Consider the following 20157-nt stretch of genomic DNA (forward strand, 5'->3'; position numbering starts at 1 on the left):
TGTTATATGCCTTGTAAGACTGAAGTCTCACCTACAGGATTTGTGTTTTTCAATTCAGATTTTATGATGATGGCGTTAAGCCATTGTTCGCCTTCACGCCCTGCTCGTCTATCGCCTGTGATCCACGTTTTATTCAGTTTTAATTCTTTTTGATTGGCTAATAGATTATTTAAGCTTTGCTCATTAAGATCTGTAAATAAGCGGCCATTGTGTTCACGTTGACTTTTTCCTTTCAATTCCGCTGACTCACCGTATTTAAATGAAACATAAAGTACGCCATTTGTTTTTAAAGCATTACTTAATTTTGTAAATACAGAATCTAATTCATTAAAAGGAACATGTAATAAACTAGCGCAGCACCAAATACCATCAAACTTGTTTTTATCGTTAATTTGTTGAAAGGTTTTGAGTTCTACAGGTTGACCTAAGTATTGTGTTGCAATTTTAACAAGCTCTTCACTTGCATCAATAGCCGTTACTTTAAAACCTTGGGTTTTAAAAACTTTGGCATCACGAGCACTGCCACACCCGGCATCTAAAATATAGCCACCTGCTGGAACTAAAGGTAAAAACTCATTATATAAAGGCTGCATATCAACTGAGAATGTTGATTCGCTGAAAGCTTGGGCATTTTGGTTATAGTATGTATTGTTGGTATTCAAGCTTTGTCCTTTAACTACTAACAGCAAATAGATTAATTACTGAGTTTCATTCCATTTCGCACTTTGGTGCATTTACTCAAGAATCTAACTTACCACATCATTTATTTTATAACTAGCCGTTTTTATTGAAGTTATTGTATTTCATTTAATATTGCATACAAAAGTATCAATTTTATGAGCTAGATCATGTTTTCAAAACAGGTATTTAAATGTATGTTAAACATATTGGTAAAGTAGATATATGAGGTTAGTGTTATTGTTTATTTAAATTTGTTATTTTGTTTGATCATAAACGAGAAAAATTAATTATATTTACAGGATTCTATACATAAATTTCTATTACTAATTTATTAATCAACTTCTTACAGATAAAGGATTATCTATGAACATAATACATCATGGTGCTGTTAATGGCGTTACTGGGTCTTGCCATCAATTAAATATAAACGATGACTCTGCTGTTTTAATTGATTGTGGGCTTTTTCAAGGAGATGAAAAGGCATCCTGTAGTAATGGTAACTCTTTAGAAATCGAATTTGATATTAGTGATGTAACTGCTTTAATTGTTACCCACTGCCACATTGACCATGTTGGTCGCATTCCTTATTTATTAGCTGCTGGTTTTAAAGGCCCTATATATTGTACTACTGCTACTGCCAGTTTATTGCCTATGGTGATTGAAGATGCGTTAAAAGTAGGTGTTACGCGTAATAGCCAAATGATTAATGCCTGTTTAAAACTGCTTAAACGCCAAATTGTAGCTGTAGATTATAAACAGTGGTTTGAGATACCAGTGCACTTATCGAGCGATTCATCGAGTTATAATATTGCTAAAGCTAAGTTTCAGGTTGCGGGCCATATTTTAGGTAGTGCTTATGTTGAGATTGAACTTGGCAAACGTCCCAATAATCATAGAGTCGTTTTTAGTGGCGATTTAGGTGCGCCTTATGCTCCTTTATTACCAGCCCCCAAAGCGCCCTATCGCGCAGATACTTTAGTGATTGAATCTACCTATGGCGATAAAAATCATGCAAAGCGTAAAGAGCGCAGTAAACAGTTAAAACAACTTATCGAAAAAGCAGTCAGTGATAATGGTGTAGTACTTATACCTGCTTTTAGTATTGGTAGAACCCAAGAGTTACTATACGAGTTAGAGCAAATTATTTATACACAACGTAATGTGAGTCCTGTTTGGCAATCAATTGAGGTGATTGTTGATTCGCCCATGGCCGCTAATTTTACGGAATCATATTTAAAATTTAAAGATTTATGGGATAAAGAGGCGCGTCGAAAAGTACATTCTGGTCGCCACCCTTTAGATTTTAATCAGCTTTATACCGTTGATAGCCACCAGCAGCATATGCAAACCATTGAATATTTGGCTAAGCGTAATAAACCAGCCATTATTATTGCAGCTAGTGGAATGTGTTCAGGTGGGCGAATTGTTAATTACCTAGAAGCTTTTTTACCAGATAAAACCGCGGATGTTATTTTTGTTGGCTATCAAGCAAAAGGCACACCTGGGCGAGATATTCAAAAGTACGGGCCGCGAGGTGGTTATGTATTTTTGAATCATGAAAAAATAAAAATTAATGCGGGTGTACATACCATATCTGGTTATTCAGCCCATGCAGATCAAAGTGGTTTAATCAATTTTGTAAAACGCATGCGCCATAAGCCACAACATATTCGCATTGTTCATGGTGATGATTATGCTAAAGAAGCGTTGCAAAGTGAGTATTTAAAATTATTGCCTGAATGTGATGTGGTGATTGGGTAGGCTTTTGAATTGTTTGTAGTTTTTGTAGGTTGACCTTCAGGCTGACAACGCATTATATTTAGCAATCATACGGCTAGCGGCAATTACACCTACCTTACTCCTGTACTTGTATCCATAACATAAATGAGTAAGGCTGAAGCCCCACCTACAGGGTTTGATATTTATTTGTAGGTTGGCCTTCAGGCTGACAACGCATTATATTTAGCAATCGTATGGCTAACGTCAATTACGCCTGCATTACTCTTGAACTTGTATCCATAACATAAATGAGTAAGGCTGAAGCCTCACCTACAGGTTTTAGATTTATTTGTAGGTTGGCCTTCAGGCTGACTGTTTTGATGAATGTTTTGATGACTGTGCCAAAATAAAAGAAAAGTTTATCTATATAGTTATTTTGCCATGGGATACGTAAACAATAATAAGTGCCCAATATTTAATATGAAGTGAACTGCTATTGCGGCACTTAATCTGCCTGTATATAAATACGTAAAACCATATAACACACCCGCTATTGTGGCCACTAATACGTAAGCTAAACCACCAGCAAAATGTGCTATACCGAACAAACAGCTTGTTATTACAATGGCCAAAACTGGGTTAAGTTTGTTAGATAACTTTGTTTGTATAAAGCCTCTAAAAAATGCTTCTTCTACTACGCAAGTGATTATTAAATTATTTAATGCAAATACCCATAGCCATGTTGGTACACTAGCCTCAAATTTTAGTAGACCAAAACCATACGCTATCGCATAAACACTTAATATGGTTAAGGTAATAATGGCCATAAATTGTTTTTTATTTATGATGTTTAGTAAAGGTTTATGTAATGCTTGTTGCTTTAATATATCGGGAATTAGTAATAATAGAGCAAAAAGAATAAGCGGTTTATCTAAATTTAAGTAAAGGCTAAATGGTATGCTGTTTTCGCCTGTTAATACTTGTTCTAAAACGTGTAGGTTACTAAACCCAGGTAATAAATGTGCTGCCAGTGCAATCATCCACAATACTACAGCTGTTTGTAATACTAGTTTTAGTATACCTTGAGTTAATGCTTGTAGCTTTGCCACAGCCAAGCCCGCGCAAATAATAATCCCACCAATAATGCTTATGTGTTCTAACCAAAATGCCATTAACAAGCTTAATGAAAGTACCGCAAAGCTTAATTTTGAGTGATAAAATGCACTGATAATTGCAGCCGCTAATAAAAGCCAAATTATTCCGCTGTGTTGAAGTTGCTCTAAATAAAACATTGTTTGCCATCATTATTATTTTTGCGCAGCATGCTGTAATTTGAATTTTAATGCAATTATATTTGTACCTTTTTAAAAGTGTTGCATAATTATTTTAGTAATTTTGTAAAGCTAATTAGCTGCGCAAGGCTGAAGACTCACCTACAGTGATGCGTTTTTATTGTCGGTTGGCCTTTAGGCTGACTAGGTTTATAAATGTGCCACAAAAGAAAAGCTAAAGCATCTCCTACAGGTGTGGGTCATGAAAAACTACCGGCAATTGCTCCCTGAATTCTCTAGTACCTGCATCCAAGGCTCTCCTACAAGTGCAATGTTACATTTAAGTTTTTTATTTTTAAGTAGTCTTTTTTAAATTAATAATCGACTAATCATCATTTTATTGATCTAGATATACTTTATATTTATACCAATATATATCATGAACTTAAGTTAATTGAATAACATATTAACATTAAAGTATATAAGGATTATTTAAATGAAAGCAGCAGTTAATCACCAATTTAAAGGCCAACTTGAAATTCAAGACATTGATGTACCTGAAATAACATCAAATGATGTTTTAGTAAAAATACATGCCTGTGGTGTATGTCATACCGACTTACATGCATGTCATGGCGATTGGCCTGTTAAACCTAAAATGCCTTTAGTTCCAGGCCATGAGGGGGTTGGTGAAGTCGTTAAAATAGGTGCAAACATTACTCATTTAAAACTCGGTGATCGTGTTGGTATTCCTTGGTTATATAGCGCATGTGGTCAGTGTGATTATTGTTTATCTGGCGATGAAAATTTGTGTTTATCACAACAAAACTCGGGATATTCGGTTGATGGTAGTTATGCTGAATATTGTAAAGCTAATGGTAATTATGTGATTAAAATTCCTGATAACTTAAGTTATATTGATGCAGCCCCTTTATTTTGTGCGGGTGTTACCACATATAAAGCGCTTAAGGTTTCTGATGCAAAACCAGGTAATTGGGTCGCAATATTTGGTATTGGCGGTTTAGGTCATTTAGCAGTTCAATATGCTATTGCTATGGGTTTAAAAGTGGTCGCTATAGATACTGGCGAAGATAAATTAAACTTAGCGAAATCACTCGGTGCGAGTTTATGTTTAGACTTTAAAACTGATGATGTTGTTTCCCAAGTTCTTGAACACACTAATGGCGTTCATGCCAGTATTTGTACTGCTGTTAGTAAAAGTGGTTTTGAGCAAAGCTATCAGGTAATTCGCAGAGGCGGTAAGTGTGTTTTAGTTGGTTTACCGCCAGAGGAAATGCCTTTGCCTATATTTGATACTGTTCTAAATGGTGTTAGCGTTGTTGGGTCTATTGTTGGTACACGCAAAGACTTAATTGAATGTTTAGACTTTGCAGCTCAAGGTAAAGTAAAAGCAATTACGATTGAAAAATCACTAGACGATATTAATGCTATTTTTGATGATATGCAAAATGCCGAAATAACTGGTCGGGTTGTTATGAAACTTTAATTTTATATATGCTAAAACACCGCTCATTAGCGGTGTTTTAGGGTTGTAGCTTAGTGTTAAGCTTAATCAAATTTTAATCCTTCTATTCGTTGTTTTATTTACTAGTTAGTGCGTATGTCACGCTCATTACCGTTACTGCGATTACTGAACCAACTGCAACTGCTGATGCCATACCGTTAAAGGTTAATACGCTCATTACCATACCGCCTAAAACTGATGTAATTAATAATTCGCTATTGCTTGAAATATTCATAATGTATTCCTTTACTTTGTTTGGTTAATTTTATGGGCTACTGCGCGTTATGCTTTGAAGCTGTTGAAATGAATAATAGTGGAGTTTTTATGGTGTGTTTTTAGCTTTATGACTAGTGGTAAATTATGGTGATGTTTGGCACATTTGAGTGATAGAGTGAATATATTTAGGTAACGAACCTTAATATTGTAATCATTCAAATAGCAGATCATTAATAAGCTTTACATTTTTAAAATAGCTTCACTGTATAAACTCATAACTATTAACTAATATTTTGTATTGTTCAGACTGCTTGAATTTTTTTAACGCTGTATTAAATTTCATTTTGAGTATTCTATTTCTAAAACCTAATCTGTAATCATTTTTTGGGAATAAGTTATGAACATCTACATTATTCAAATGGTTTTTGCCTAACAAGCCTTTGCTTAAATAGTTAAATATATTTATATCCATAACCACCAAATCTACTCTACCCTTTAACAACATTTCGACTTGTTTTTTTTGATCTGGTAGCTCTAAGTAAAAAGGGCTTTTATTAACGGCCTTACTATATTCTTGACCTAATATGATGTTTGAATTTTGAAAAGCAACAATTGAATACCTTGAGAGATCAGATATTGAATTTACTAAAATGTCTCTTCCTTTGAGACTAATCGCTACATTTTTATATGTTATATAGGGATCACTTAACTGGTTTGCATTCTTTAATAATTTAGGGCTTAAGGTCATTGCAAAGTCGAGTTTATTTTGGTCTAACAAATAATGTGAACGACCAAAAGGGACATAAACAAAGCTTAATTGATAACCCATTCTAATAAAAATGGCTTTAATTAACTCTATTTCAAAACCTGAATTTTCGCTTTCTATAACATAGGGAGGTTTAGTCCAACCAACCCCCACAGTTAAAATTTTGTTTATTTTTGCACTGACTTGTTTGCTTAAAATAATGAATATAAATATTAAAAAGTAGGTTATCACGTTATATTTTTTCATATTAATGTCTTTTTTGAGTAAGAAATTTAATATAGAATTTTGATTCAAACATGAATGTATTGCACATTTGTATCATTAAATATAAGACATAACCTCGTTAAATAGTATTAATTGTCAAACCTTATTGATGGCTAAAGATCTCGTTTTACTAATAATGCGTAAGAACTAACAAAAAAAGTAATACACCATACTAGTGCGATAGAGATATCTTGAAAGCTGATTTAGGGAATAAAAAGCTAAAGTATCTCCTACAAGTTCAATATTACATTTGAGGTTTAAATTCGGTTTTGTAGTTTAGCCTTTAGGCTGACGAATTTAGTGTAGGTCATGAAAAGCTACCGGCAATTGCTCCCTGCATTGCTCTGGTACCTGCATCCATGCAGGCAAAGCCTCTCCTACAAAGTGTAGTGACTAATTGGATTTTGTAGGTCGGCCTTTAGGCTGAATTTTAATGTGCTTTTACTTGTGTTGTTCCCCCTCGCCCACAGATATGGTGCCAATGGGAGCTATTGAACATTTTTTGTAGGTTTGTTTAAAATTATCAGTGTATAATTATATTTATAAAAGAATTTATTGGCTTTTTAATGCATCAAAAAATAGTTAATTTAATTACGCAAGATTATCCAAATACAAAATTGATTTATTTATTTGGCTCACAAGCCAATGGTCAATCAATTAAAAGTAGTGATTGGGATATTGCGATTTTAAATAATGAAAAGCTAAAACCTTTATCTCGTTGGGATTTAAGCGAATCATTATGCAATTTAATAAATTCAGAAGTAGATTTAGTTGATCTTTTACAAGCCTCGACTGTTTTACAAATGCAAATTGTAACTACTGGTAAGTTACTTTTTGACGCTGCAAATTATGCAGACCCATTTGAAATGCAAGTATTCAGTATGTATGGCCATTTACAAGAAAGCCGAAGTAAAATTATAGAATCGTTTATAAGTGAAGCAAAAAATGCATGATGTTGTTTTAAATAAAATAGCGACAATAAAACGCTGTCTATCTCGGATCAATGAAGAGTATACAGACGAGAGCTCTTTTAAGAATAGTTTTACAAAACAAGACTCAGTAATTTTAAATATTCAACGCGCATGTGAAGCTTCTATAGATTTAGCAAATCACCTGATTAAAAAAAATAATTTAGGGATCCCGCAATCTTCAAGAGACAGTTTTGAGCTGATAGCCCGCGAACAGATTATTACCTTAAATATTGCCAATAATTTAAAAAAGATGGTCGGTTTAAGAAATATAGCAGTACACGATTATCAATCTTTAAATATTGATATTTTAATTGCAGTGATCCAAAAACATTTAACTGATTTTGATGATTATTGTGCTCAACTGCTCACATATTTAAAAATTTAAATATACTTATTAATTTTTTATATAAAAAACACCGCTAATTAGCGGTGTTAAGTAGTAAAGCATATTTATTGTTTGTGTAATTTATTGATGTTTGACTTATTAAATTGATGCCATTTTAAATAAAAATACTGCAAAAGCGGTATATAAGGCGAGTCCAACTACGACCATCAAAATAAGAGGTTTGGACTTCGCTATAGCACTAATTAAACCAAACTCAGGTTGCATTTTTATTACATTTCTCCAATTAAATTTATTATCTAGTTTATAAGCCGATTTGTTTTGAGATTGAGTCATAAATACCTCTCTTTCTATCGTGTTTTCCATCTTTGCTGTAATACCTATTTATTTGATAAAAAGTATGTTGCAGCAACTACAGATGCTGCAATGGCAGTACCTATAATAACCGCAGATGCCATACCATTTATCGCCAATACACTTAATACCATAGCGCCAAATACTGACGTTGAAATTAGTTCACTATTGCTAGATACATTCATAATTTTCACCTTACTAATTAAATTTGTTTGCTGCTTATCAGCTGTTGAAATAGATAATAGGCCAGGTTTTGTATTTTAATTGCTGTTTAGTGATGTGTGGTAGCTTTCAGTGATTGCTGGTTAATACTAGTGATGGATGTTTTTGCCTGTAATCAAATTCTTATAGGTTGGCCTAGAGTCTAATAATAAAAAGAAAGGCTAAAGCCTCACCTACAAGTTAGGTGTTTAATGTAATATCGAATTCATTTTGAAGGATGGCCTTTAGGCTGACTCTAGTGTTTTTATTCGAATTAACTTAACATTAGCGCATTAATTCTTTTACGAACCACTTCCTATTTTATGCAACAGCCACCAATTAAAAATATAAAAGCTGGATTTACTTTAATTGAGCTAATAATTGTAATTGTCATTTTAGGCATTATCGTTATTACTGCATTACCAAAGTTTTTAAATATAAGTAAAGATACTAAAAGTGCTGTTTTAAATAAGCTAGCAGGTGACATGAGGTCTTTAAATGAGCAAGTTCATGCTAAAGCGGTTATTTTAGCTAAAGATAAAACTTCAGGTAATGAATATTTTGATACAAACTTAGGTGAAGTTAATGTTTTTAACGGTTATCTAGAAACGATTGGCGAAGGTGGCAGTAAAATCGGTATTTTTGAAATGGTTGGCGTTGCTGATATTAATGACTTTACCTTAAGTAGTGAAGTTGGCTATTGCGCTTATCGTAGAGGTGGTTTTGGAGACTTAGGAAATGCAGGTTCGACCAACCTTGGCGATAGTTGTTTCATAGAATATAAAGAAGCCTGTAGTTTGAATGTTAAGTATATAATTACTGTAGTTGATACCGGTTGCTAGCCAACGATTAAAAACAAAAGGGCTTAAAGCCCTTTTAATTTATATTAGATAGTTCAGGAATCTTAAAAAATGGCAGGTATATCATCACTACATTTATTTGATGTAACTTCACAAATTTTATAAATGTAACTTCCTCCCCCTTTGCTGCCCAAATTATGCGTAAAGCTATAACCTGTAACACCTTGACCAACCATTACACCGTCTTTAAACACATTTACATCTTCAGATGTTGAATCCCAGTTTAAATCTACATGTTTTATACCTTTCACTTTATATGTGGTGGTTGTTAAATTAAATAACCCTGACGGATCGCCTCCACCACCTCCAGTATCATCGTTACCACAATTATTAGCTAAAGAAGCAAGTGCTGCATCTGCTTGTACAATACCAGAGCCAAATTTTACATCTTCTCCAGCACTTAATGCTGTTGCTTTAAGTACAGACCTAACATCCTCACCTGTACAATCAGGGTAATGAGACCACACTAAGGCAGCAACGCCTGCCACTGCTGGTGTAGCCATAGATGTACCGCTCATATATCCATAGTCTCCAGTAGATATATTTATGGCAGCTGTTAATGAATTAACAAAGGCTGTTCTATCACTTAAATCCGCACCAACCGCCGGGATCGAAGTTAAATTAGGGGAGCCTAATGTGCCATATAACATACCTGGTTCATTATTTATAATTACAGCACCAATGCCACCTGAATTTTCACAATTTAACACTTTATCGTGAAAAGATATTACCCCTCTATCTATCATGCATATTTTTCCTAATGCGCCTAAATCTGTATTTTCTGCTGTACCCATATAATATGAATTGCCATTAGCATTTCCGTTATTTTCCATAGCTGAAGTTGCATAACCAGTTTCATCTGCTGTTAGACTCGCAACGCTACCTAAACCAACAGGATAAGTAGATAAAGTATCTACACCACCAGCTGTAATTTCTACACAAATTGTTTCATCTGTAACGCTACGGCGTTTTTTACCTCGACCTGTTGTTGTTTCACAGCTTGGGAACTGTGAAAAATCAGCAATATTGCCATTAGCATCATTAGCACCAACCATCATGATGGATGAATACCCAGCGGGGTAACTTCGTATTGTGTTACCATCATTACCTGCTGCTGCAACAACTAAACCGCCATTACTTACGAAATTGTTAAACGCACTTTCTTCGGTACTACTTGGGCTGCCTCCACCTAAACTCATACTAATAATATCGGCACCTTCATTTGCACAAATATTAGCTGCACTAGCTAAAGAAGATGAATATGCCCAACCAGTTTCTTCAAACACTTTTATTATATGCATTGAAACACCTGGGGCCATACCCACTACACCAATGCCATTATTAATCGCTCCAATCGTACCAGCAACATGTGTGCCGTGAGGACCTCCATGTACAAATGGGTCTCCAGTACCAGAATCCCATGAGCCTGTAATAGAACTAGTATCAAAGTCTAAATTTGAAGTGTCTAATCCAGAATCTATTACACAAACTTTTATTGATGATGGTGGGTTAAATACGATTGTATCTGCTTTTGATTGTTTAACTGCATAAGGTGTTAATTGTGATGTAGCAGGATCCCCAGTATCATCACTGTAACTCGTTAATAATTGGCGCTTTTGATCGAGCTCTATTAACTTAACATGTGGATTATTGAGGATCCCTTTAATTTGACTGAGTGATTTTCCGTTAAAACTTGCCGCAATAAACCCATTACTATCAATATGTAATTGCCCCCCTAATTGTTTAGTTAAGGCTTTTACAATTCCTTTATTATCATTATCAACCTGTATGACAACGCGTTGCGCGTTTGAAGAAAATGAAAATGTGCCGATAATTGCTAAAGAAATGAGTGATATTCTGAATTTTAATTTCAACATATAAACTTCCACCAAAGAAACTTCAAACATGGTTATTGTTAATTATAGTCTCTCAATTTGTTGTGTTTATATTCTATTTAGGTAAGAACTTTTCTTTTATGATTTATTAATATATGGATTTTAAAAGTAAAGAAAATCTTCTGGCAATTGCTCCCTACAAGCAAATAACCTACAGAGGTTAGGTCATGAAAAGCTAAAGCTTCATCTACAAGTATGGTGCCTAATTCGGTTTTGTAGGTTGGCCTTTAGGCTAATAATCAAAGAAAGGCTGAAGCCTCTCCTACAGTTTAATATGCATTCATATTGACCATTTATTTGTAGGTTAAGCTTCAGAAAATTTAAATTAACTTACTTCAATTACAATTTTACCTGTTGCGCGTGCACTTTCGCTTTTGATCATAGCTTGTTTTGCATCATCTAAGCTGTATACCGAATCTATTGTTACTTTTAACTGATTTGATTCAAGCATGTCAGTTATCTTGTTTAATCCTGCTTTAGATGGTTCAACTAGCATACGTGCATAATTAACGTTTTTATCCTTTGCAAACTGTTCATCAATTTCATCTAATAAAGAAATTAATCTGCCGTTTGGTTTTATTACTCCTAATGAGCGTTCTACTATATTGTTACCACCGACTGCTGCAAATACTAAATCAACATCTTTAACATGCTGCTCAAAGTCATCTTGCTTATAATCAATAAACTCATCGGCACCAAAACCCATAATAAAATCTTTTTTAGCTTCAGAGCCTGTTGCAATAACATGAGCGCCTAAATGTTTTGCTATTTGTACTGCGAAGTTACCTACGCCACCTGATGCATTATGTATCAATACTTTTTGACCCTTTTGTAATTGACCATGCGCTGTCAGTGCTTGTAACGCTGTTAATGCAGCTAGAGGCACTGCGGCACTTTCAATAAAGCTTAACGATTTTGGCTTAATGGCCACTACATCGGCATTCACAGCTATATATTCAGCCTGTGCGCCTTGCTCAGTTAATGGCGCATATACAAATACTTCATCACCTGGTTTTACACCTGTTACTAAATCGCCTACTTCGCTTATAACACCTGATGCATCCCAACCTAATACTAAAGGTAACTCATGTGTACCAGAGTCTTTTAACATGCCATTTCTAATATGAAAATCAACTGGGTTAACACCTGCCGCTTTAACTTTTATTAAAACTTGAGAAGCTGTGATGCTTGGCTTTGAGACCTCACCAACGATTAATGTATCTATGTTACCGTATTGTTTTATATGTGCTGCTTTCATAATTTAACCTTTAGTGTTCTTTGTTTGTTTTAACTACTGAGTTTTGATATGCCTAGTATTGATAAATTAATTGATATTTACTAATTGATAGTTAACATAGTATTCATTGATTAAAATGATGGGTTATTATAATAAGTGCTATGAATAAAATAGACTTAAATTTAATGGTTATTTTTGATGCCATAATGCAAGAACAATCAGTCAGTAATGCAGCCGAACGTTTATCAATGACTCAGCCATCGGTATCAAATGCATTATCTCGGATGCGTCATGTATTTAAAGATCCCTTATTCATAAAACATGGTAGAGGTATAAAACCCACTCCATTTGCTACAAATCTGTGGCAACAAATATCACCCTCGCTCAATACAATTTCACATGCTGTTAGCCCAATACAATTTGTGCCTCATTATGCTAAACGTACATTCAGAATTGCGTTAACAGACGGATTAGTTTCACTGTTATGGCTTGAACTGAGAAAGGGAATTGAAGAAAAAGCACCACATATTAATATTCACGCAGTGCCTTATACAATGAATGGTGAAAACTTATTAATGAATGCCGAAGTAGATTTAATTGCTGATTATGTACCAGATCTAGGACGAAATATTCAACGAAAGCATTTATGCAGTAACTACTTTGTTGCAGTGATGTCTCCAAATAATCCATTAGCTCAAAAAAAGCTAGATCTAAAAACTCTTGTCGATTGTGACAATTTATTGGTTTCATTATCTGGTGATGCATCTGGCATAGTTGATATAAAACTAGCTGAGCAAAACTTAAAACGTCGAATTGCTATGACCACCAATAGTTTTGCAAGTGCGATGAGCTTAATACAACAAACATCTCTTATTTGTGTTTTACCCTATTCTATTGCTTCAGATTTAGTTAAATCAGGTAATTTAATCGCTAAGTCTGTGCCCCTTGATATTCCACCAGCTGAAATATCAATGGCATGGCATAACCGCAGCAATAAAGATGTCGGTTTAGCATGGTTAAGAGATACCATTAGTGAAATCGTGAATAACAAAGCAGATTTGTTTAAAAATGGTGCTTGGATCACTTGATTTGAAAAGCCAAATGCTAAGAACTCATTTGGCTTTTTTGCATTTTATATTTACGAATACTTATAAAACACTTTTTAGTTCTACCCTTATTCTGTCTACTAATTTTAATGCTGTCGTCATATTTGATAAATCTTTATACACTTTGCCATCTTTACCAGAATGGTGACCTCTGCCTATCAAGTCCATTTTGTATAAGCCATTTTTATCATTGGTATCTATTATTGCTTCATAAATTACAGAAGGCTGAGCACTATAACCATTACCTGAGTAAATCGGATCATCCGGGAATCTATCACTTGAGTAATAACTATTAAAATCAAAAGAATGATTGATCTCAAAACGTAATTTGTATTTTCCATTAAGTGGTGATTGTGTTTTAGTATTAAGCTCAAAATTGTTTGAGAGCGTCGCCCCAGTAAAAGCATCAGAAATCAGTTCACCTTGCGTTGGTGCAAATAAACCGTCTGAGGTTTTAGAACCTAATTTATGTAAAAATACAGGTAAAGATTCAGAACGAATACGTGTGTCTTTAGAAGCTGGATCTTCACCAAATACAAATAATTCATCAATGATACTGTCTTGCTCAACAATTAAATGAGAATCAAATACACGCTTATCTTTACGGGTAACCTTATTAGTGAACTGATTTTTTGCGATTGCTTGTGTCACATATACTGGTTGTACAAACTCACCCTCAAGTGTTTCTAACCAAATCGCATATTGTGGCCATAAAAAATAAGGCCCTTTTTTTAATTCTATACTTAAGTCTGTGCCTTCTATGCTTTTTGAATCCATATTAAATACTTGGTATGTCACCTCTTCTTTTTTAGTGGCGACGGCGCCATCTGTTGCTCTTATTTCATTTCCCCAATTATAAAAAGATAAAAAAGGTGTAAATTGAATGAGTGATAAAATAACTAAACTGCTAATAAATATTAAAGCAACTGGCATTGTAAAATTGTATTTTTTTGATGATGGATTCAGTTTAATTTTAAAGTAATTAAACAATGCTTTCATGTTATTTTTCACATGAAATATCAACATTAATAAAAGACCTAAACCGACGATTGTATGGGTTAAAGCAATAGACGTATTGTGACTTTGAATGAACATTAATACTGATGTCAGTAACATCACTATAAATATAAAGAATATAGAGAGACTCACTAACGAGCGAGTTTGAATAGAAAACATAGTTGCACCTTTAAAAAATTAAAATTGTTATAAGCTGTTTGTGCTTATGGTCTATTTAATTATCTAAAAGCGCTAATAAAACAATCTAAAATAAACTAAAACCTTTGATTATAAAGGTTTTAATCTACTAAGGTTATATCTCTTTGTTTTATAATCTTTTGTGCATTCTCTTTATGAAAAGTACTTTTAAGTTGATTACCTTGCTTTTTATACAACCCATACAAGAAAGATTCCATTCTACTATTTCCAATTGGACACCTTATAATATTAAAATATTCCAAAGCTTTACTAGCAGCTTTTATTGCCATTTCAGTATTGTTTTTACTGTTTTCTTTTACCGCTATCAGTTCAGCAATATATGCTTTATATAACCAATCACTTTGATTATCGGCATAAGCATTTGCTTTATCAATGAGTTCATCAATTCTCAGGTTTATCTCTCCTGATTTTAAAGAGTGATTAAAACTACTCAGGGCTAAAAAAAAGTAAAGCCTCGTCAGTTCTGACGACTGTGATTCAATGGCTAAAGGCAGCACATTGTTTAAAGTTTCAATTGCTAAATTAAAGTTACTTAAAGCCATATATGATTCAGCTAATAATCTATGTGCAATAATATTTTTAGGTTGGATCTGAATTAAACTCGATAACAACTCACTCGCTAATTTAAAATTATTATTATTTATTTGTTCAATCGCCCGTGCAATGAGTTCACTATTAAACTCATCATGACTCATATCTTGTGAGCTCACTATTTGCTGATGGGTATAAGATGCGATTTGTGAGGCTAGCTGGTCTAATACTCCTGTGACGGTTCTGCTAAATAAAACCCCTCGCTTTATATCGTTTTTAAAATACAGGCTATAAGCGAGTCTATATTCTTCAACAGAACCAGACAGTTCAGATCCAACTACAATGACAGCACCAGATACCTCAAATATGCGATTAATGTTATGTAAATCTGAAATATTAATGTTGGCTAACTTCATGGATGACATAACGTAATTCAAATCAGCCACTGCTATTGAATCGTTTGATTTGAGTGTATTGATAAGTTGATCCATAGCGCCAAAACTTACCCAGTCATGATCATTGCCAATTATTTTATTTTGCACAGGTAAAACAAGTAATGACCCTTTCATTTCAATATCTTTACTGTCATTTTTGAAATACACAATTACGAGCGCAATGACTAAAAATACACTGACCAAAAATGTTGGTAAATATTTTTTTAATTCTGTTCTACTAGAAGGACGTTTTGTGGGAGTTGCACTGTTTTCAACGGGTTTTGTTGCTATGGTAATCTTTTCTTCAATTTTTTCGACATTTAGTAACCAGCAATAGCCTTTTCTTGGTACTGTTTTTATTACTTCGCTGCCTTCAAATATGTTTCTGAGCTCTCTGATTGTTTGAAATAGTACTTGATCATTAACTAAAACATCATCCCATACGGTTTCTAAAATCGTTTGTTTTAAAATAACTTGTCGCGGATTGTTTAAGAATATACACAGGAGTGAAAACGTTTTAGGTCGGATCTCAATTTTTTGATCTAATTTATACAAAGATAAACTGAGTGTATCTACTTTCCAGTCACCTGTTTTAAAAATGTGTTGCAAGTTACATCCTGTTTGCTTTTTTGTTTTACATCATACATTAATACTATTTGTGCTTTAAGTAATAGATGCTTAAAGTTGTTTTATTTATATAACAAAAAACACCGTTATATAACGGTGTTTCAGGGTTGTAACTTTGTATTTAGCTTAATCAAATTATAATCCTTTTATTTACTTGTTAATGCATATGTCGCGCTCATTACTGTTACTGCAATTACAGAACCAACAGCGACTGCTGACGCCATACCATTAAATGTTAAAACGCTCATTACCATACCGCCAAAAATACTTGTTACTAATAATTCACCGTTGCTTGAAGTATTCATAATTTATCCCTTTGTATCTATTAAGTTGTTGATTTAGTTTTGCTAGAGGTTGTTATCTCTAGCTGTTGAAATGAATAATAGGAGAGTAATTAGATGTTTTTGTTACCTTTGTGATATCTGGCAAAATTGGGTGATTTTAGGTTAATTTTAGTGATAAAGGATTTTGGAGATTTGTTCTTGAGAGATTAGTTATTATATTTGTAATATTTGCGCGGCTAAAGCCCCCGCCTACAAGTTCAGTGTTTACACTTATTTTTTGTAGGTTGGCCTTTAGGCTGACTAAGTTGATAACGGTGCCAAGACACATTCATATTGAATCTCTTTCTAAATCTCATCACTATTTTGATTAATATCAATCATAAACCCTTCAAATAAGCTATATATTAACTATGTGCTTATTGTTGTAGTAAATACATGTTTCTATTATGTCTTTATCTTTTTATTGCTTTATTTTTCTCCTTTTTATGCTCAATTGCAGAATCTGTTTTGTTGAGTATTACTTGGGTGCATATTGCCTTTATGGAAAACAATAAAAAGAAATCTGGTAAGATCTTTAGGATTTTAAAAGAAGATATAAATAAACCGCTTGCTGCTATTTTAACGTTAAATACCATAGCACATACTGTTGGTGCGGCAGGTGTTGGCGCACAAGCGAGTATTGTGTTCGGAGAATCATATTTAGGATTAATTTCAGCAGTTTTAACCCTCTTAATTTTATTTTTTTCAGAGATCATACCCAAAACACTCGGTGCAACCCATTGGAAAGCCCTCGCACCTATAATAGCTTATGTACTTAAATTTTTAGTGTGGGCTTTATATCCCATGATAAAAATATCTGAATTAATTACACAACGCATGGTTAAAAAAAGCGAACCCATTGGTTTCAACCGCAACGAATTTTTTATCATGGCACAATTCAGTGCGCGTAATGGTCATTTATCTGAAGAAGAAGCCACTATTTTACAAAACTTATTATTACTGCAAGGCATTAAAATTGAAGATGCTATGACACCGAGCACTGTGATGTTTGCCCATTCACAATCAATGAAAGTAGAAGCATTTTTTCATAAACATCATAAAAATCGATTTTCAAGGATCCCTGTTTTTGATAATAATCCAGATGAAATTATAGGTTTTGTATTGAGAACTGATTTATTGCTCGCACAAGCGCGTGGTAATACACAGTCGCCTTTATTTAATTATGTTAGGTTAATGCCAACCTTGCTTGATGTGATGACCATATCACACGCTATGAAAGAGTTACTGAGAGTTAAATCTCATATCGCACTCATCGTTAACGAATACGGTACTGTACGAGGCATCTTAACCTTAGAAGATATTTTAGAAACCTTGATAGGTCATGAAATTGTAGAGGAAGGTGATAAAGAAATTGATATGCAAAAATTAGCTAAACGTTTATGGAAATCTAAAGCTAAAAAATATGGCATAGATATTAAATCCGATGAATAAGCCTCTCAATTAGACTTGTTTTTTAAATGCCTGTTTTTCTTTTCTTAATTGCGCTAATTTAATGCCTATTTGTGCTGAGTTAGGTAAACTTTCATCAAACTTTAAAAGTGGTTTTGTATTGAGCTGTGCTATTAACCACCGTTTAGGGTCCAATGTTACTTGTGCCATTTCATTAGGTTTTGCCCCCAAACCAAAACGATTTGTTGCTATGCTTGCTTGGATTGACATCTGCTGGCTCCACTTTTAATTATTATTTACACCTATGTTTAAAATTAAGTAAAATTTATCATTAATACGATTTTATTTACCGAACTTTACAAAACGTATTTTTTTCTACATGCCTTTACAATAAGAGATCTCAATATGAAACAGCCTATTGTTGGTTATCACCAAGATGATGAAAATTATTGGGTCGCTAAATTGGCTTGCGGTCATAATCAACATGTTCGTCATAACCCACCATGGACACTTAGACCTTGGGTAATAACCCTTGATGGCAGAAATGAAAAACTTGGTTTTGAATTAGGATGTGTAAAATGTGATGAAAATGCCCCCCGTGATTGGCTTAAACTAGATACTTCTGATCAGGCATTAATTAATAAACTATGAACTATTTAGCTCACTTATATTTAGCACAGCCCAATGCTGATTCTTATTTTGGTAATTTATTGGGTGATTTTGGTGGTAAGGCACATATTAATGGATTAGCAAAACCAATAGGTTTAGGGCTTAAAAATCATTATTTGGTCGATAAATTTACTGATAATCATTCAGAAGTAAAAAATGCAAAACTTCTTTTTAGTGCCAAACGAAGACGATTTTCTGGTATCGCATTAGATGTTTTATTTGATCATTTTTTAATTATTCATTGGTCGAAATTTCATGATGTACCATTTATTGAATTTAAAACAGCATGTTATAGGCTATTAAAACAAAACTTAGCGTTAATGCCTAAACAAATGCAATATGTCGTCACGCGTATCACACAAGATGATTGGTTTAAAACTTATGAGTCACGTGAAGGTGTTGGTTTAGCGCTTGATAACATTGCTAGGCGCATTCGTTTTGAAAATACTTTTGCAGGCAGCATTGAGGATATCAACTTGCACTTTGATGAATTAGAATCGGTCTTTTCACGTTTTTTCCCTGAATTAATTAAGCATGTCTTATCTAATAAAATAGAACAAATATAAAATAATTATATTTGTTCTATAAATTGATTTAGCCAACCCGAAGCTAAACTTGGCTTATAAAACAGCGCTACTTGCTCTGTATTGATATGAGTGTAATCTGTTATATCAACTTCTCGTAAATTATATTGCTCTGCAATAAAGTCGGGCACATAAGCTAAAGCAAGGTTTTGCTTAACTAAAGACATTAAAACAGAAAAATCATTACATCTAAACCCAATCGTTCTCGGATACTGAGCATCTTGCCATCCATCTGAACCCTCTCCTCGTTTAATACCACAAAATGGTGAAACACTTGGGCATGCAAACGTAAACTCATTTAACGCTTTACTGGTAAGTTTTCCATTTGGGTATTTTTTAAATAAGGCATGATCCTGTTGCGCGACCACTTTAAAGCTAATATCACCTAATGAGATACTAGATAACCCTTTAGTCTCACTGCCTTCATTAAATGAAAACTTTGTTGCTAAAGCAATATCCATAAAGCCATTTTCAACTTTATTTAATGCCTCACCTTCCCATTCAATTTGAAGATTTAAATCATATTTGTCTGGCGCTAGTTTATTTAACATCTTAGGTAGCCAATATTGAACTAATACTGATGGACCTGTGATGTTTACTTTAACTTTATTATTTTTGTTACCAAATTCACTTATTATTTGATCGGACTCATGCACAATATGAAGTGCATATTGTTTAAAGCGCTCTCCGTATTGATTCAGTTGTATATTTCTACCCTTTCGATCAAATAATTGGGTGTCTAACTTATTTTCAATACGTTTTATTATTTTAGATAATGCCCCTGCGGTTTTGTTTAATTCAACGGATGCACGTTGTAAGTTATTAAAATGTGCAATCACTAGAAATTGTTTTAAGTCTTCAGAATCCATAAATACTAAATCTAAAAGAATAAAACTTAATGATATCCTAGATGGAACTAATTAATTACTTTTATTCGATTTTTAGTTAACTGTAA

22 protein-coding genes are annotated in these 20157 nt (G+C 33.6%); 9 read left to right on the plus strand and 13 right to left on the minus strand.

The features are described from left to right. Window positions 1–2: 2 nt before the first annotated feature. A complete protein-coding gene (locus tag KO527_RS02685; protein ID WP_252733370.1) occupies window positions 3–662 on the minus strand; it encodes a class I SAM-dependent methyltransferase in 660 nt (219 codons plus the stop codon). A gap of 382 nt (window positions 663–1044) precedes the next feature. Between KO527_RS02685 and KO527_RS02690 the strand changes: the two genes are divergently transcribed. Next, window positions 1045–2442, plus strand: a complete 1398-nt coding sequence (locus tag KO527_RS02690) for an MBL fold metallo-hydrolase (RefSeq protein WP_216038842.1) — start codon at window positions 1045–1047, stop codon at window positions 2440–2442. A 389-nt stretch (window positions 2443–2831) separates the two neighbouring features. Here the strand turns inward: KO527_RS02690 and KO527_RS02695 are convergent, their stop codons facing one another. Continuing rightward, entirely contained in the window at window positions 2832–3692 is an 861-nt protein-coding gene (locus tag KO527_RS02695; protein WP_216038843.1) for a CPBP family intramembrane glutamic endopeptidase, read from the minus strand. A gap of 475 nt (window positions 3693–4167) precedes the next feature. On the opposite strand from KO527_RS02695, the gene adhP reads away from it, so the two are divergent. Continuing rightward, window positions 4168–5178 (plus strand): alcohol dehydrogenase AdhP, encoded by a 1011-nt coding sequence (gene adhP, locus KO527_RS02700; RefSeq protein WP_216038844.1) that lies wholly within the window; start codon window positions 4168–4170, stop codon window positions 5176–5178. A gap of 94 nt (window positions 5179–5272) precedes the next feature. Here adhP and KO527_RS02705 read toward each other — a convergent pair whose 3' ends face one another. Further along, window positions 5273–5431: a hypothetical protein gene (locus KO527_RS02705; protein WP_216038845.1), complete on the minus strand. Its 159-nt coding sequence runs from the start codon at window positions 5429–5431 to the stop codon at window positions 5273–5275. A gap of 240 nt (window positions 5432–5671) precedes the next feature. Then, entirely contained in the window at window positions 5672–6424 is a 753-nt protein-coding gene (locus KO527_RS02710) for a transporter substrate-binding domain-containing protein (protein ID WP_252733372.1), read from the minus strand. Window positions 6425–7008: 584 nt separating this feature from the next. Here KO527_RS02710 and KO527_RS02715 point away from each other — a divergent pair. After that, entirely contained in the window at window positions 7009–7395 is a 387-nt protein-coding gene (locus tag KO527_RS02715) for a nucleotidyltransferase domain-containing protein (RefSeq protein ID WP_216038846.1), read from the plus strand. Further along, complete coding sequence (locus KO527_RS02720; RefSeq protein ID WP_354668598.1) at window positions 7376–7798, plus strand: DUF86 domain-containing protein; 423 nt, start codon at window positions 7376–7378, stop codon at window positions 7796–7798. Before KO527_RS02715 ends, KO527_RS02720 begins: the two co-directional genes overlap by 20 nt. A 99-nt stretch (window positions 7799–7897) precedes the next feature. On the opposite strand, the gene KO527_RS02725 is transcribed toward KO527_RS02720, so the two are convergent. Beyond that, entirely contained in the window at window positions 7898–8092 is a 195-nt protein-coding gene (locus KO527_RS02725; RefSeq protein ID WP_216038847.1) for a hypothetical protein, read from the minus strand. A gap of 44 nt (window positions 8093–8136) precedes the next feature. Then, window positions 8137–8295 (minus strand): hypothetical protein, encoded by a 159-nt coding sequence (locus KO527_RS02730; RefSeq protein ID WP_216038848.1) that lies wholly within the window; start codon window positions 8293–8295, stop codon window positions 8137–8139. A 339-nt stretch (window positions 8296–8634) separates the two neighbouring features. Between KO527_RS02730 and KO527_RS02735 the strand changes: the two genes are divergently transcribed. Further along, window positions 8635–9153: a prepilin-type N-terminal cleavage/methylation domain-containing protein gene (locus KO527_RS02735; protein WP_252733373.1), complete on the plus strand. Its 519-nt coding sequence runs from the start codon at window positions 8635–8637 to the stop codon at window positions 9151–9153. A gap of 62 nt (window positions 9154–9215) precedes the next feature. On the opposite strand, the gene KO527_RS02740 is transcribed toward KO527_RS02735, so the two are convergent. Continuing rightward, window positions 9216–11048: a S8 family serine peptidase gene (locus KO527_RS02740; protein WP_216038849.1), complete on the minus strand. Its 1833-nt coding sequence runs from the start codon at window positions 11046–11048 to the stop codon at window positions 9216–9218. A 343-nt stretch (window positions 11049–11391) separates the two neighbouring features. After that, a complete protein-coding gene (locus KO527_RS02745; protein WP_216038850.1) occupies window positions 11392–12324 on the minus strand; it encodes an NADP-dependent oxidoreductase in 933 nt (310 codons plus the stop codon). Window positions 12325–12464: 140 nt separating this feature from the next. On the opposite strand from KO527_RS02745, the gene KO527_RS02750 reads away from it, so the two are divergent. Further along, window positions 12465–13391, plus strand: a complete 927-nt coding sequence (locus tag KO527_RS02750) for a LysR family transcriptional regulator (protein ID WP_252733375.1) — start codon at window positions 12465–12467, stop codon at window positions 13389–13391. 60 nt (window positions 13392–13451) lie between these two features. Here the strand turns inward: KO527_RS02750 and KO527_RS02755 are convergent, their stop codons facing one another. The 3 genes from KO527_RS02755 to KO527_RS02765 form a co-directional block, all read right to left on the minus strand. Beyond that, complete coding sequence (locus KO527_RS02755; RefSeq protein WP_216038851.1) at window positions 13452–14585, minus strand: hypothetical protein; 1134 nt, start codon at window positions 14583–14585, stop codon at window positions 13452–13454. Window positions 14586–14704: 119 nt separating this feature from the next. Beyond that, complete coding sequence (locus KO527_RS02760) at window positions 14705–16198, minus strand: winged helix-turn-helix domain-containing protein (RefSeq protein WP_216038852.1); 1494 nt, start codon at window positions 16196–16198, stop codon at window positions 14705–14707. Window positions 16199–16362: 164 nt separating this feature from the next. Beyond that, a complete protein-coding gene (locus KO527_RS02765; protein ID WP_157575770.1) occupies window positions 16363–16521 on the minus strand; it encodes a hypothetical protein in 159 nt (52 codons plus the stop codon). 414 nt (window positions 16522–16935) lie between these two features. Between KO527_RS02765 and KO527_RS02770 the strand changes: the two genes are divergently transcribed. After that, on the plus strand, window positions 16936–17991 hold the full coding sequence (locus tag KO527_RS02770) for a CNNM domain-containing protein (RefSeq protein ID WP_216038853.1): 1056 nt from the start codon (window positions 16936–16938) through the stop codon (window positions 17989–17991). Window positions 17992–18000: 9 nt separating this feature from the next. On the opposite strand, the gene KO527_RS02775 is transcribed toward KO527_RS02770, so the two are convergent. Further along, window positions 18001–18219, minus strand: a complete 219-nt coding sequence (locus KO527_RS02775; RefSeq protein WP_216038854.1) for a hypothetical protein — start codon at window positions 18217–18219, stop codon at window positions 18001–18003. 135 nt (window positions 18220–18354) lie between these two features. Between KO527_RS02775 and KO527_RS02780 the strand changes: the two genes are divergently transcribed. Together KO527_RS02780 and KO527_RS02785 are read left to right on the plus strand one after the other, a co-directional pair. Continuing rightward, a complete protein-coding gene (locus KO527_RS02780) occupies window positions 18355–18600 on the plus strand; it encodes a DUF3565 domain-containing protein (protein WP_216038855.1) in 246 nt (81 codons plus the stop codon). After that, the gene (locus KO527_RS02785) at window positions 18597–19184 is read left to right on the plus strand and encodes an ACP phosphodiesterase (RefSeq protein WP_216038856.1); all 588 of its coding nucleotides are present in this window, start codon (window positions 18597–18599) and stop codon (window positions 19182–19184) included. Before KO527_RS02780 ends, KO527_RS02785 begins: the two co-directional genes overlap by 4 nt. Window positions 19185–19189: 5 nt before the next feature. On the opposite strand, the gene KO527_RS02790 is transcribed toward KO527_RS02785, so the two are convergent. Then, window positions 19190–20071, minus strand: coding sequence for a LysR family transcriptional regulator (locus tag KO527_RS02790; RefSeq protein WP_216038857.1), 882 nt, complete (start codon window positions 20069–20071; stop codon window positions 19190–19192). Window positions 20072–20157 lie beyond the last annotated feature (86 nt).

Origin of the sequence: Pseudoalteromonas sp. C2R02, assembly GCF_018860845.1 — a bacterium.
Lineage (GTDB): Bacteria > Pseudomonadota > Gammaproteobacteria > Enterobacterales > Alteromonadaceae > Pseudoalteromonas.